Genomic DNA, 13,963 nt, shown 5'->3' with positions numbered 1-13,963 from the left:
AAAGTATTCGCTTGACTTACCAAAAAATAAATGATTCTATATTCATTTTATGAACTAAAAAAAAACTACTTACTTTTGTTGTATTATTCTACTATCTCGACCTCATAAAACTTCTAATCGTAATGATTTTGATAACTCATACTGTATAATTAATTTACCACTTAATGAAAAAAGTTGCTATTGTCATTCTTAACTATAACGGTGCCAAATTCCTTACTCAATTTTTACCTTCGGTTATCAAAAATGCTTCTAATGCGGCCATTTATGTAGCTGACAACGCATCTACAGACAATTCGGTACAAATTTTGAAAGAACAATTTCCTGATGTTCAACTTATCCAGTTAGCTATCAATCATGGCTTTGCCCAAGGCTACAACGAAGCCCTAGCCCAAATTGATGATGCTACCTACTTTGTACTGCTCAACTCAGACGTAGAGGTAACCCCCAACTGGATTCAACCAATAGTTGAACTAATGGACTCCGATCCAACTATTGCAGCTTGTCAACCTAAAATCAAAGATTTTTATAATAAGTCCTATTTTGAGTATGCAGGGGCTGCTGGTGGTTTTATTGATAAACTGGGGTATCCTTTTTGTCGAGGAAGGATTTTCAATGTACTAGAAGAAGATAAAGGACAATACAACGACACCGTTCCAGTATTTTGGGCTACAGGTGCATGTATGTTTGTACGAGCCGATGTATATAAGCAATTGGGAGGTTTTGATGGCGATTTTTTTGCCCACATGGAAGAAATAGATTTGTGTTGGAGAATGCAACATGCAGGCTACCAAATATATTACTGTGGACAGTCAGAGGTGTATCATGTTGGTGGTGGCACATTACATAAATCAAATCCTCACAAAACTTTTTTGAATTTTAGGAATGGCTTGGCTATGCTTTACAAAAATAGCTCGAACAACAACCTGTTTCTCCAAGTATTGACTCGGCTTGTATTAGATGGTGTTGCAGGGGCCAAATTTTTGTTTTTTGACAGCTGGCAAGACTGTTGGGCAGTGGTGCGAGCTCATTTTAATTTTTATGCCCAATGGAAGCGATGGCATCAAAAACGCAAAACTATAATTCATAAAGCCCACATTAATCATATTTACCCCCATAACATTGTTTGGTTACACTTTGCTAAGGGTATTAAATATTATAAGGATTTGTAATAGTTTGGGAATATTAAAATTCCCAAACACTTGGGTTATTTCTTTGGCGTAAATACTTGCGAATGTTCATCCAAAAAGCCAACACCAAATAAATAATGATTGGCGACCCCATAGTAAGAAAAGACGTATAAATAAAGTACAAACGAATACTTCCGATTGAAATACCAAATTTTTCCCCTATGCGAGTACACACGCCAAAAACGTGCTGTTCAACGAAATACTTAAATTTTAGCATTGTTTAAAAGGATATAATTCTTGCCTGTCTAAATCAATAATCTAGCCTGTATTTTAATAAAAAAAACAGTATCTTGAACAAAGATACTAAGAATTATTAGCTTCTAAATTGTATCTATCAAAACAAATCAGTCAAAAACTTTGTAAATGAATAAGTTAAGAAAAAACTTTCCTAAAAAACTATCTTTTTTTTAAGCAAAAGCTATAAGTTTTTAGCCTTTAAAATAAAAATACCAGTAAAAAATATAATAATTCCGCCCTAAAGGCAAGGTATTTTTACTCATTTTCAAAAAAAAAGGCTTAAAAAAGTAGGATTCTATAAAATTATACCTACATTTGATAAATAATAGTTCTTAATGTTACGATTACCGAGTTAAAGTTACCAGTTTTCAAGAGTCCGTCAATCTTCTTCAGTGTTGCCTCTCTTTGATTATCAAGTACTTACAAATCTTAATCAAAAATTTTTGGAGCTATTTAATAACGTGAGCTTTGGGCTTACACGAGAAGTTTTATTTATTAATTTTTATTTTTTAAATCATGCAAACAGGTACAGTTAAATTCTTTAACGAAAGTAAAGGATTTGGTTTTATCGTAGACGATGAAACTGCACAGGAAATTTTTGTTCACGTAACTGGATTGGGCGGTGTCCAAATTCGTCAAGATGACAAAGTTTCTTTCGAGACTATTGAAGGAAAGAGAGGCTTAAATGCCGTTAATGTGAAGAAAATCAGATAGTTTGCATTCATTGTCGTTGGTCATTTGTCGTTAGTTTTCAGACAAAACAACTGCAGAAAATCAAGACATAAACATTCAAGCTATATATAGTCTTAAGATATCCCAGTCCACTTGGGCTGGGATTTTTTATTTGTTTACATGTTATTTTTACGTAGAGTACTTTTTATTTTTTATACATTTTTATTCTTTTTTTATGCAAACTGGTAAAGTAAAATTTTTCAACGAATCAAAAGGCTTTGGCTTTATCGTTGATGACGAGTCAAATGAAGAAATCTTTGTTCACGTAACAGGATTAATTAGCTCAGTGATTCGTGAAAATGACAGTGTTTCTTTCGAAGTAACTGAAGGAAAACGTGGCTTGAATGCTGTTAATGTTAGAAAAGTCTAGTTTATTCGGATTGAAGAATTCGGATAACAGAACTATAAAATTTGAATTTCAGAATTTATTTTTCTATATAGGATTCTATTTCTCAATGACTCTATTTTCTCATTGAACATGTCAAAAACCCTTGATGCTTGTCGTTAAGGGTTTTTGTTTTATATACCCTCACAAAAAAAGCTTACCTTGGTAGGCAAGCTTTTCTAAATCAAACTATTATTGGGTTATTCAAACCATTGTAGTACTGTATCCTTGCTAGGAATTTGAATATCTAGTTTTAGTTTTTTACGCATTCCTCCCAAATCATTAAATACTTTGTTGGGATTGGCTTCTTTCAAGGCTGCGATAGTCATAAAGCCCATTTTTTGTAATACAGGAATCCATTCGGTTGGTACTCCAATAGCTTCATATTCGGCTTCTGTAGATACCTCTACTCGTTTTTCTGGACGCATCTGAGGGAAAAACAATACCTCCTGAATCGTTGTTTGGTTAGTCATCAGCATTGTTAGACGGTCGATACCAATACCAATACCTGCGGTTGGCGGCATACCATATTCCAAAGCACGCAAGAAATCTTCGTCCATAGCCATTGCTTCTTCATCGCCACGCTCGGCCAAACGCAATTGCTCTTCAAAACGCTCACGTTGGTCAATTGGGTCATTTAGCTCGGAATAGGCATTGGCAATTTCTTTTCCATTCACAAACAGCTCAAAACGCTCTACCAAACCCGGTTTGCTACGGTGCTTTTTAGTCAATGGTGACATTTCGACTGGATAGTCAATAATAAAGGTTGGCTGGATAAGATTGGCTTCTACTTTTTCACCAAAAATCTCATCAATCAATTTTCCAGTACCCATAGACTTATCTACTTCAATTCCCCACGAAGTACAGTACTCACGCAAGGTTGCTTCGTCCATGCCTTCAACATTTACACCTGTATATTTCTCGATTGCTCCAGTAATTGACAAACGCTCGAAAGGTCCAGCAAACTCGATTTCGTTCTCTCCTACTTTTACCTTGGTCTGCCCGTTGGTAGCAAGAGCAACTTTCTCAAAAATCTCTTCGGTAATATTCATCATCCAGTTGTAATCTTTGTAAGCTACATAAAACTCCAAAGACGTAAATTCTGGGTTATGAGTACGGTCCATTCCTTCGTTGCGGAACATTTTCCCAAACTCATAAACACCATCAAAACCACCTACAATAAGGCGTTTTAGGTACAACTCGTTGGCAATACGCATATACAAAGGCATATCCAATGTATTATGGTGCGTTTTGAAAGGACGAGCCGAAGCTCCACCATGAATTGATTGCAAAATTGGGGTTTCTACCTCTAGCCATCCTTTTGAATCAAATAAACTACGCATGGTTGTTATGATTCGTGAACGTTTGATAAAAATATCTTTGATGTCTGGGTTTACAATCAAATCCACATAACGCTGGCGATAACGGATTTCGGGGTCGGTTAAGCCGTCATAAATATTACCAGCTTCATCTCTTTTTACAATTGGTAAAGGACGAAGAGCTTTATTTAAAATTTTAAATTCAGTAACATGAATTGAAATCTCGCCTGTTTGTGTGGTAAATACATACCCATTTATCCCTATAATATCACCAATATCCAATAGTTTTTTGAACACCGTGTTATAAAGCGTTTTATCTTCGGTAGGGCACAAATCATCACGGCGAAAATAGAGTTGAATACGGCCTGTAGCATCTTGCAATTCAGCAAATGAAGCACTACCCATAATTCTAAAACTCATAAGACGACCCGCAATCGAGACATTCTTATAATCAATCTTATTGTTTTCGTAATTCTTATGAATATCTGAGGCCGTTACATTTACGTCAAACATTTCGGCTGGGTATGGGTCTATCCCCAATTTCATCAACTCTTCGCGTTTCTGGCGACGGAGGATTTCTTGTTCTGAAAGCATTGTAATTTGTTTATAAGGTTACCTTCGCTAATGATTCTTTGAATGGTAAACTGATACGAATTATTAAAGTTTGCAAAATTAGTCAGAATTCACGGGTCTTCAAACCAACTTCTTGCAGACTAAGCCTTTCTTTTATGATTTTTTCTATTTTTCTCTATTTTGAAGGCTAAAAATCAGTATTTTGCAGAAATTGATTCCTTAAATTCCTCCATTTTATGAAACACTTTGTCAATTTAATCAAGCCCCTGACTGTCATTTTTATGGTAAGTTCTTGTAGTTTTTTCAATCGCCAAGATGATACCTTCAAGCAGCTCTCCGAGCAATTTATTACAGATTACCTCCACTGGTCTCCTCAAGATGCCATAGCACTTGGCTATCATGAGTATGATGCCCAACTACCCGACTTTAGCAAAGGATCGGTTACAAAACAAATTGGACAATTAAAAGATTATGCCGATAAATTTGGCAAGATAGATACTACTAAGCTTTCTGAAAATAACCTTATCGACTATTATGTTTTGCAAAGCCAAATCAAAAAATCTTTGTTTGAACTAGAAGAACTAAAAGCTACCGAACGCCCTCTTAGCTATTTGTCGGCTGTAGATATAACTAGCTATGTTAAAAGAGATTATGCCCCTGCCAACCAACGCCTAAAAGCTATTATTAAAGTACAACAACAAATACCTGCTTTGTTGGCAATCGCCAAGCAAAACCTTAGTAATGTTAACTTTAAAGAAGAAGTATTGCTAGCCATTGATGCCTTCAAAAGCAATGCCGATTACATGGAAAAAGACGTACCAAAAGCTTTTGAAAAAGTATACCAAAAGGGCTTGCAGGATTCGCTGAAGGTTTCTACCCAAATAGCAACAAAAGCTTTACGTGATTTTTCTGATTTTCTCAAAACTACTACCTTACCCAATGCCAAAGGTAGTTTTGCGATTGGGAGAGCCAACTATATCAAAATGCTACAATACAACGAGATGCTCGACACTACACCTGAAGCTATTTTGGCCATTGGATTAGCTAAATTAAAAGAAGAACAAGTTGAATTTGCTAAAGCTGCCAAAATTATAGACCCTCGAAAATCAACGCTCGAAGTGTTTAAAAGTATTCAGAAAGAACACCCTACAGCCGATTCGCTGATAGCTTTTACCAAAAATAAATGTGAAGATATTCGTCAATTTTTGATTGATAAACATATCATTTCGCTTCCTTCCGAAATTAGAGCCAAAGTAGTTACTACTCCTGCTTTTATGGTTGGAGCTACCGCCGCTATGGATACCCCTGGCCCATTTGAAAAACCCGAAGCTTCGGAGGCGTATTATTATGTAACACCACCCTCAAAATCATGGACACCCAAACAGCAAGAAGAATGGCTAACATTATTTAATAAGTATTCTACCGAAATCATTTCGATTCATGAGGCGTATCCAGGGCATTATGTGCAGTTTTTGCACCTCAATCATTCTAAAGTAAGTGTACCCCTCAAGCTATTTAGTAGCTATGCTTTTGTAGAAGGTTGGGCACATTATACCGAACAAATGATGCTAGAAGAAGGCTACCGACAAGGCGACAAAATTACACAAGCCAAATACAAAATGGCTCAGTTGTCGGAATCGTTATTACGACTTTGTCGATTGGTGGTTTCTATCAAAGAACATACTGCGGGCTGGAGTGTACAAGATGGTACAAAGTTTTTGATGGAAAATTGTTATTATGAAGAAAAACCTGCGTACGAAGAGGCTCTACGTGGTACTTACGACCCAGGGTATTTATCCTATTCGTTAGGAAAATTACAGATTTTGGCTTTGAGAGACGAACTAAAAAAGAAACAAGGAAGTCAATTTTCTCTACAAAAATTTCATGACGACATCACCGACAACGGTATGCCTCCGATTCAATTACTCAGACGAATTTTGGTTAAATAATAAACATAAGTCATCCCGAATTTTTAGTTCAAACAAGTCGGTCGAAATTAGTTTTTCGACCGACTTGTTTGATTAATAGCCAATCAATACCTAACATTTGTGTGCGTTTTTTCCAATGGGAGTTTCTCTTTTTAATATTGCCTAAAATTTGGAATGGCTCATCTTTTCTACATAAAAAACACCTCGAAGCGGCCTCTACAAGCCAAATAATATTACCCCGTAAAAATACCTGTTTTTTACGATTCGGTATATATACGCTAAAATATGGGATTTTGTATGCTTTACTTTGTAACATAAAATTTACGCAACAAATCTGTTTAACCTTAATAATATGAACCCATCTTCTCAAAATTACATGCCTGTGATTAATTCTTACCAAGGTTGTGAACAGGCCAAAATTTATACAGATAGAAACAAAACAGCCATTAGCTTATCTGATATTATAATCCTCGAAGGTGTAAGCAATTATACCTTTGTTCACTTTGTCAACGGAAAAAAAATCTTGATTTCCAAAACATTAAAAGAATTTTCAGACACTTTTCTTGCCAATAATTTTGCAAGAATTCATAAGTCTTATTTTATTAATATGAATTACGTCATGAGCTATCAGACCAAAGGTCTTTATTTTGTAACGATGAAAACAGGACAAAAAGTGGAGATATCGAGGAGAAGAAAACAGTACTTTGAACGACAAGTAGCGGAATTTATTAGAAAACGTAATTAAATGACCCAATAGGTCATCTTTTATAAAAAAACTATTTTAGTGGTTAGGTGAATAACATACACCCTCCTGAAAATTTCGGGAGGGTGTTTTGTTATCTACAAAATCTTCAAGCCAAGGGTTAATTGCCATAAATTAGATTTTTGACTAAAGTTTACCTTATTCGATAGGTCGATAGCTGTTACTTCTGACAAACTTCCTTCATAACGTACATCCAATGACAACGCTCCGAGGTCGAGGCCACCACCCACTTGGTAGCCGTAAGCTGCATTTTTAAAAGCATCGCCTACGCCATTGGTAGTATAGCCCTTAATTGCATCATTGAGGCTTGCTCCACTTTGTACATTAAATGAGGCCATGGGGCCAGCATTCAAACGTAATATGCCAAATTTATAGCCTACCAACAAAGGAACATCAATATTGGTGTATTCTACATCAACCGTTTCTTTATTGGCAGTACTCCCGCCTTTCAAAATATTTAACGTACCGCCTTTGGCAGAAACCAATACTTCGGGCTGAATAAACAACTTGTTCCCTATTCTGGCATATATACCAGCTACATAGCCCGTTTTAGTGTCTAAGCTTTGTTGGAAATTTGACCCAATAGAGCTAGACGTTAATTCGTTACCAAGCTTCAACTGAGCCAAGTTTACCCCACCTTTGATACCTAGAGTAAAAACCTGAGCTTTTGAGCTAAACGACAAAATCAATAACATTGCGGATAAGATACAAAGTGATTTTTTCATATTTACAAAAGTTTTGAATGTGTAAATTTAAAGATACAGACGATAAAATCGTATTTCAACGATATTGTAATTCAATTGATGGCAAGATAACGTGATAATAACTTTATGTGATACAAGATTTAGTCGTTTTTTTGGCATAATTTCGTAAACGGTAGCTAATATTACCCAAAATCTTATTCTATCCAACAAAACTATTATACTTAATTACCTAAATATCAAAATATTATAAAAAAAAATGGCAAAAACCAAAACCTCTTTCTTCTGTCAGAACTGCGGACATCAAGCCCCGAAATGGTTGGGGCGATGCCCTTCGTGCGGAGAATGGAACACATTTGTTGAAGAGCTTCTTCAGAAAGAAGAGCCTACCAAAGGGTCTTGGAAACCAAGTACATCGCTCAAAATAGCAGCAAAACCACGAGCTATTCAAGAAATAAACTTTGAAGAACAACCCCGTATTCTGACCAAAGACAACGAATTGAATCGAGTACTCGGAGGCGGTATTGTGCTGGGGTCGTTGGTACTTATTGGGGGCGAGCCCGGTATCGGGAAATCTACATTGATGCTACAAATTGCCCTTACACTAAGCAATTACCGAGTTTTGTATGTTTCGGGCGAGGAATCAGAGCAGCAAATTAAGATGCGTGCCGAACGTCTAACTCATAAAAGCGACAACTGTTACATCCTAACCGAAACCTCTACTCAAAATATCTTTAAGCAAATTGAACAATTTGAACCCGATATTCTTATTATCGACTCTATTCAAACTTTGCAGTCATCTTTTATTGAGGCTGGTGCTGGTAGTATTTCGCAGGTAAAAGAATGTGCTACCGAACTGATGAAATATGCCAAAGAATCGGGTACGCCTGTATTCATGATTGGCCATATTACCAAAGATGGAGCATTGGCAGGCCCCAAGGTATTGGAACACATGGTAGATACCGTTTTACAGTTTGAGGGCGACAGGCATTTGGCTTACAGAATTCTGAGAACTACCAAGAACCGATTTGGAAGCACCTCTGAATTAGGCATTTATGAAATGTTAGAATCGGGACTTCGTGAAGTTACCAACCCATCCGAGATTTTGATTTCTCAGCGTGACGAAGACTTTTCGGGTATTACTATCGGGGCTATGCTAGAGGGAAACCGCCCTTTGCTTATAGAAATTCAATCGTTGGTTTCGATTGCTACCTATGGAACACCCCAACGTAGTTCGACAGGTTTTGATGCCAAAAGGCTCAATATGCTTTTGGCAGTTTTAGAAAAAAGAGGCGGCTTTAGATTGGGTAATCAGGATGTGTTTTTGAATATTGCAGGCGGCCTCAAGGTAGAAGACCCTGCCATTGATTTGGCAGTTTGTACTTCTATTGTTTCTTCTTATGAAGACATCAGTTTGCCTAATTCAATATGCTTTGCTGCTGAAGTGGGTCTTGGTGGTGAAGTTAGGGCTGTCAACCGTATCGAACAGCGTATTGCCGAAGCTCAGAAACTTGGATTTAAAGAAATTTGGATTTCAAAGTTCAATGCAAAAGGACTCAATACCGATGCCTTTGACATCAAGATTAGGATGGCATCTAAATTGGAGGAAGTATTTATTCAAATATTGAGAAAATAGTCAAAAATCTAGGGTATTACAGATTTTGGTATTTAGATAAGAAGGCTGTATTCTTAATAAAGTACCATTCTTCGTACAGCTCTTCTATAAGCAGGCAAATAGATTTGCCTGCTTATAGACCACACAAACAATTCTATTTAATTAGGATAATTTACCTCCATCAAAAACAAACCTTGGGCAGGAACAGAGCGTCCTGCTTTTTGGCGATTTTTTTGTAAAATAACCTCCTCAAATCCCTCTACACTTAATTTTCCTAAGCCAACTTCCAGCAATGTCCCTACGATTGCACGTACCATACCCCTCAAAAAACGATTGGCTTTGATATGAAATACCCATAAATCATCTTTTTCTTGCTTCCATTCTGCTTCCAAAATAGTACAATTAAAGGTTTTTACGTCGGTGTGTAGTTTACTAAAACATTCAAAATCGATATGGTTAAATAGTACCTGTGCTGCCTGATTCATTTTTTCAATATCTAAATCCATCTCAAATTGATAGGCAATATGCTGATAGAAAGGTGATTTTTTGCGGATAATTCGGTATTCATACTTGCGAGAAATGGCCTCAAACCGACAATGATAATCACTGGGTACCTGATAAATTTGCTTGACCACAATATCTTGTGGAAGAATTTTATTCAATCTATATACCAATTGATGGGTATCTGAAATAGGCGTTTCTCTATCAAAATGGGCAATTTGCCTATAAGCATGAACACCTGCATCGGTACGGCTACTTCCCGAAATACCTATTTTAGTTTTTAATAAGGTAGATAACCCCTTTTCAATCTCTTCTTGCACCGACAAAGCATTATGCTGTACTTGCCACCCACAGTAATTTGTTCCTAAATAAGAACATTCTAAAAAATATCGCATAACTTCTACTTTTATAATCTCGATTCTTGATTTAATCAAATGCTTTTTACAAACTAAAATCAGCAGTTTACATACCAATTTTGCTCATTAGCAAACATTCGTAATACTTGCGAACAAAAAAAAATTATCTTTGTATTGAAAACTTATCTAATAGGTTAGTGATCAAATAATAGCAAGAAGCAATATGGCAAAGCTGTAAGATTCGTATCTTACAGCTTTCTTTTTTTATACCGAAATCGGTAACTGAATTGTTGCTACTACCCATTCGTCATCTCCGTTCATCGACAAGCTTGCTTGTGTACCATAGTAAATAGACAAGCGTTTTTCGAGGTTTTTCAGCCCTATTCCCGAATTGGAGGTAATTCCTTCGTTGAGCTTACCTGTATTTAATACCTGCAAAATAAGTCGGCCTTCGTGCTGAGTTACTACAATTTTGATTTCTCCACCTTTTCTATATTTGCCAATTCCATGCTTAATAGCATTTTCGACCAACAATTGTAAACTAATCGGCGGAATTTTATACGATAGGGTCGATTCGGGAATACTTTTCGATACAATCAGTCTATTTTCAAAACGAAGTTTCTCAATGTACAAATAATCATCTATTAATTCTAATTCTTGCGATAAGGTTACCTGCGACAATTCGCCAAGTTTTATCGAGTTTCTGAGCAACTCCGACAGCTTCAGCATAGCGTCTCTTGCCCCCATTACATCAGAAAGCATCAACGACCTGATGTCGTTCAAGGAATTAAATAAGAAATGGGGATTCAATTGTTTCCGTAGGTTTTCAAGCTCGGACAAATGATAGGCTCGTTCTATGTCTTCAAACTGTTTTTTCCGATAAGCTGTTATTTCTTGATAACGGTATAAGTGATAACCCGTAAACCAAGGCAAAGTAAACCATACGCAGTCGAAATAATAACCCAGACTTTCTTCGGCACTCATACCAACCGATAGGGTTTTGAAATGAAAAATAAAGTCTGGATAATGCAGTATATAGAATATGCCTCCCACCAACAAAGACCCTACAAGGCAACTCAAAATTCTATTCACAAAACTGTCTTCGCTCGGGTTGAATTTTCGATACCCTAGCCTATACAGATACGTTGCTATAACCATGCTTGAAAAGAATAATAGCTCAAAACAAAGAATCGTAAACCAGTCTCCTTTGGGCAAATAATGAGGAGGAAAACTAGCATACGCCATAGAAATACTCCACCATATCAGATGATATTTCCAAAATACAGTTTCTTTATTGGTATTCATACACCTATTAAATAAGTACTATTTTAATGAACAAAATTGTAGGAGTATATATCCCCGACAATACAATATTCTCAATGCAAAAGCCGAAGAATGATGTATTCTTCGGCTTTTATTCATTAGGCATATTAACTTTTCTATACAATGATTATACCAAATTATGGTAGTAATATATGATTCATAAAAATTAGATGACTTGTTTAGACACTTAAAGGAAAACAAAAATATCTTATGAATTACTGATTATCAAATGTTAATTGCAAAGCAACTCCATTATTTATTAGCCCGTAAATATTGGTTGAAATCACTACCCTTATCAGACATCACCCCTTTGACGCAAAGGTATAGAGTTTTTAAGTGTATTTTATAAAATTTGTATAATTGATAAAAACCAAAAGTCGGCCTCTTACAAAGAAAACCGACTTGTTAAACAGGAGAGGCTAAGCGTTTGTGCTTTAAGTAGTATAGCTTAACGTAATACACCTAACATTTTGCTTAGTTGTACCAACGCCGTTGTATCGCGGGCATCTAATTTGCGAATCATATTTTTGCGGTGATTATCTACGGTATTAGAACTAATAAACAAGGTCTCGGCAATTTGTTTTGATTCGGCCCCTTGGCATAATAGTTTCAACACCGACAATTCTCGTTCTGTAAAAATATCTTGTTTTTTGATTTGTGGGTCGGGTAGACAACAAATCACCACATCGTCGCCTCCATCAAACTCTACCCTAATACCACAATGCTTACTGTTTTTGGTAAGGTAACTAATATCTTGACTTTTGAAAAAACAAAGTAAGGGATATCCTCTTGAGTCGAACTCCAAGCCACTTATTTGTGATAAAATAGGCTTGTTGCTCATTTCGTCTAGGTAGTTGGTACTGTAAGCATACGCAACAAATGAACGCCTTTTGTCTTCTTTTTTTTGATGAATAATATCTATTAACATTTGAAATGACGACCCCCAATAGCTTGAGTTATTGGGTTTTCCTTGAAAATAGTCCCATTCCGACAATTTACTTTTGGTAAACTCACCCGACTGAACCCCCAGCATAATCTCCTCTATTGCGGTATGTTGTATATATTTAAAAGAGCACGTACTCATATCTACCAAACCATATACTGCATTTAGAGGTACTTTATGCCCAGCAAGTAATGCTAGTATATCATAATATTTAACCAATGTTTCATCCGATAGCTGTTCTGACAAATCAGGTATATAACCTAACTTATAGCCAACTTGTGTTTTCAGCAGTTCATTGTTTGGGTATCTCATCGAAAAACCAGGTAGTATTTATCTTGGGATTTAGGTATACAATTTTTATTTTATTATTAGTGGAGCCTCTAGGATGAGTGAATATCAATGTAAGATAATACAAAAATTATTTTGGGGAATCAACTACTTTTGCTCAAAAAAACACAGAGAATGTTTCAAAAATATGTGAACTCTACTAAAGATAGCTTTTTTTAGACATAAAATAGCCAAATTGGCTATTTATTTTCAGATTATTTTAGCTCAATTTTGTATCGAACCAATCGCAAGTTTAATTGTAAGTGTTCTTATCGTGAATTTCGACCGCCATCGAAATATACTGCATATACCAATATGCCGTAGAATGCTGGGAGTTATTTCTCAGCATTTTTTTTGTTAGAAAGGCTCGCTAAATCGTCGGGGGTATCAATATCCCAACTTCCTGCCTCAAAATCTATTACCTGAATATCGTCGGGAAATTGATGTAGAAATGCCTTTGCCCCCTTGTCGCCTTGTAAACTAGCCAGTAGGGACAAATATTTTTTGTCGAACAGCATAGGTACACCCAATTGCCCCGCATACCGACACGCCACAATGCCTTTGCCACTTATCTGAAAATGTTGTATCATTTCTTGTAGAAGCTCCATTGAAACCGCAGGCTGGTCAGATAGTAGTATTAATACAGCATCGGGGGTATCGTTCAGGTTATTGACTCCTGTTCTGATAGACGTACCCATACCTTGTTGCCAATAAGGGTTTTCTATAAATATTGGCTGAGTAATGTATGTCTCAAAGCGTTTTTTTATCAAATCGGCATTAGCCCCTAATACAATTTGAACATTAGGCGAAATACTGACAGAAATCTTAAAAACTCGTTCTATCAAGGTACAACCTTCGAAAGAAACTAACTGCTTAGGCTGTCCCAATCGGCTAGAACTACCCGCTGCTAGAATAATAAACGCTATTTTTGGTATCATACCTTCTTTTTTTAGGAACATAGGCACAAAGTATCAGCAAGATTTTGTGTTATGGATACTACCATTTGCCAATAAACCACAAAAAGAACTTTTTCTTTGTGCCTAACGATGTTGTTCCTTCTATTTTGATCATTA

Annotated in this window: 13 protein-coding genes; 6 read left to right on the top strand and 7 right to left on the bottom strand. The window is 36.2% G+C overall.

What is annotated here, in order from left to right; all coding sequences use genetic code 11:
* Positions 1-164 precede the first annotated feature (164 nt).
* Positions 165-1,169, top strand: coding sequence for a glycosyltransferase family 2 protein (locus FLEMA_RS0104935; RefSeq protein WP_026994498.1), 1,005 nt, complete (start codon positions 165-167; stop codon positions 1,167-1,169).
* A 13-nt stretch (positions 1,170-1,182) separates the two neighbouring features.
* Here the strand turns inward: FLEMA_RS0104935 and FLEMA_RS0104930 are convergent, their stop codons facing one another.
* Complete coding sequence (locus FLEMA_RS0104930; RefSeq protein ID WP_026994497.1) at positions 1,183-1,404, bottom strand: PspC domain-containing protein; 222 nt, start codon at positions 1,402-1,404, stop codon at positions 1,183-1,185.
* 536 nt (positions 1,405-1,940) lie between these two features.
* Here FLEMA_RS0104930 and FLEMA_RS0104925 point away from each other — a divergent pair.
* Together FLEMA_RS0104925 and FLEMA_RS0104920 are read left to right on the top strand one after the other, a co-directional pair.
* Complete coding sequence (locus tag FLEMA_RS0104925) at positions 1,941-2,138, top strand: cold-shock protein (RefSeq protein ID WP_026994496.1); 198 nt, start codon at positions 1,941-1,943, stop codon at positions 2,136-2,138.
* A 193-nt stretch (positions 2,139-2,331) separates the two neighbouring features.
* On the top strand, positions 2,332-2,526 hold the full coding sequence (locus FLEMA_RS0104920) for a cold-shock protein (RefSeq protein WP_026994495.1): 195 nt from the start codon (positions 2,332-2,334) through the stop codon (positions 2,524-2,526).
* Between the two features lie 215 nt (positions 2,527-2,741).
* Here the strand turns inward: FLEMA_RS0104920 and lysS are convergent, their stop codons facing one another.
* Positions 2,742-4,454: a lysine--tRNA ligase gene (gene lysS, locus FLEMA_RS0104915; protein ID WP_081681258.1), complete on the bottom strand. Its 1,713-nt coding sequence runs from the start codon at positions 4,452-4,454 to the stop codon at positions 2,742-2,744.
* Between the two features lie 215 nt (positions 4,455-4,669).
* Between lysS and FLEMA_RS67555 the strand changes: the two genes are divergently transcribed.
* Both FLEMA_RS67555 and FLEMA_RS67550 read left to right on the top strand, forming a co-directional pair.
* Positions 4,670-6,382: a DUF885 domain-containing protein gene (locus FLEMA_RS67555; RefSeq protein WP_052353960.1), complete on the top strand. Its 1,713-nt coding sequence runs from the start codon at positions 4,670-4,672 to the stop codon at positions 6,380-6,382.
* Positions 6,383-6,713: 331 nt separating this feature from the next.
* On the top strand, positions 6,714-7,106 hold the full coding sequence (locus FLEMA_RS67550) for a LytR/AlgR family response regulator transcription factor (RefSeq protein ID WP_052353959.1): 393 nt from the start codon (positions 6,714-6,716) through the stop codon (positions 7,104-7,106).
* A 95-nt stretch (positions 7,107-7,201) separates the two neighbouring features.
* Here the strand turns inward: FLEMA_RS67550 and FLEMA_RS0104895 are convergent, their stop codons facing one another.
* Entirely contained in the window at positions 7,202-7,849 is a 648-nt protein-coding gene (locus tag FLEMA_RS0104895) for a porin family protein (protein WP_026994492.1), read from the bottom strand.
* A gap of 235 nt (positions 7,850-8,084) precedes the next feature.
* Between FLEMA_RS0104895 and radA the strand changes: the two genes are divergently transcribed.
* A complete protein-coding gene (gene radA / locus FLEMA_RS0104890) occupies positions 8,085-9,461 on the top strand; it encodes a DNA repair protein RadA (protein ID WP_026994491.1) in 1,377 nt (458 codons plus the stop codon).
* Positions 9,462-9,598: 137 nt separating this feature from the next.
* On the opposite strand, the gene truA is transcribed toward radA, so the two are convergent.
* The 4 genes from truA to FLEMA_RS67535 all read right to left on the bottom strand — a co-directional run bounded on the left by truA (position 9,599) and on the right by FLEMA_RS67535 (position 13,828).
* Complete coding sequence (gene truA, locus FLEMA_RS0104885; RefSeq protein WP_026994490.1) at positions 9,599-10,336, bottom strand: tRNA pseudouridine(38-40) synthase TruA; 738 nt, start codon at positions 10,334-10,336, stop codon at positions 9,599-9,601.
* Between the two features lie 225 nt (positions 10,337-10,561).
* Positions 10,562-11,602, bottom strand: coding sequence for a sensor histidine kinase (locus FLEMA_RS75905; protein WP_052353957.1), 1,041 nt, complete (start codon positions 11,600-11,602; stop codon positions 10,562-10,564).
* 466 nt (positions 11,603-12,068) lie between these two features.
* Complete coding sequence (locus FLEMA_RS75900) at positions 12,069-12,875, bottom strand: response regulator transcription factor (RefSeq protein ID WP_026994489.1); 807 nt, start codon at positions 12,873-12,875, stop codon at positions 12,069-12,071.
* A gap of 350 nt (positions 12,876-13,225) precedes the next feature.
* Positions 13,226-13,828 (bottom strand): nucleotidyltransferase family protein, encoded by a 603-nt coding sequence (locus tag FLEMA_RS67535; RefSeq protein WP_044174334.1) that lies wholly within the window; start codon positions 13,826-13,828, stop codon positions 13,226-13,228.
* Positions 13,829-13,963: the final 135 nt, after the last annotated feature.

It is taken from the genome of Flectobacillus major DSM 103 (assembly GCF_000427405.1).
GTDB lineage: Bacteria > Bacteroidota > Bacteroidia > Cytophagales > Spirosomataceae > Flectobacillus > Flectobacillus major.
This window is presented reverse-complemented; position numbering and strand designations above follow the sequence as displayed.

Bases quoted from the DNA above. Each gene is read 5' to 3' on its own strand.
- FLEMA_RS0104935 (WP_026994498.1), top strand. From the start codon at position 165: ATGAAAAAAGTTGCTATTGTCATTCTTAACTATAACGGTGCCAAATTC.
- FLEMA_RS0104930 (WP_026994497.1), bottom strand. From the start codon at position 1,404: ATGCTAAAATTTAAGTATTTCGTTGAACAGCACGTTTTTGGCGTGTGT.
- FLEMA_RS0104925 (WP_026994496.1), top strand. From the start codon at position 1,941: ATGCAAACAGGTACAGTTAAATTCTTTAACGAAAGTAAAGGATTTGGT.
- FLEMA_RS0104920 (WP_026994495.1), top strand. From the start codon at position 2,332: ATGCAAACTGGTAAAGTAAAATTTTTCAACGAATCAAAAGGCTTTGGC.
- lysS (WP_081681258.1), bottom strand. From the start codon at position 4,454: ATGCTTTCAGAACAAGAAATCCTCCGTCGCCAGAAACGCGAAGAGTTG.
- FLEMA_RS67555 (WP_052353960.1), top strand. From the start codon at position 4,670: ATGAAACACTTTGTCAATTTAATCAAGCCCCTGACTGTCATTTTTATG.
- FLEMA_RS67550 (WP_052353959.1), top strand. From the start codon at position 6,714: ATGAACCCATCTTCTCAAAATTACATGCCTGTGATTAATTCTTACCAA.
- FLEMA_RS0104895 (WP_026994492.1), bottom strand. From the start codon at position 7,849: ATGAAAAAATCACTTTGTATCTTATCCGCAATGTTATTGATTTTGTCG.
- radA (WP_026994491.1), top strand. From the start codon at position 8,085: ATGGCAAAAACCAAAACCTCTTTCTTCTGTCAGAACTGCGGACATCAA.
- truA (WP_026994490.1), bottom strand. From the start codon at position 10,336: ATGCGATATTTTTTAGAATGTTCTTATTTAGGAACAAATTACTGTGGG.
- FLEMA_RS75905 (WP_052353957.1), bottom strand. From the start codon at position 11,602: ATGAATACCAATAAAGAAACTGTATTTTGGAAATATCATCTGATATGG.
- FLEMA_RS75900 (WP_026994489.1), bottom strand. From the start codon at position 12,875: ATGAGATACCCAAACAATGAACTGCTGAAAACACAAGTTGGCTATAAG.
- FLEMA_RS67535 (WP_044174334.1), bottom strand. From the start codon at position 13,828: ATGATACCAAAAATAGCGTTTATTATTCTAGCAGCGGGTAGTTCTAGC.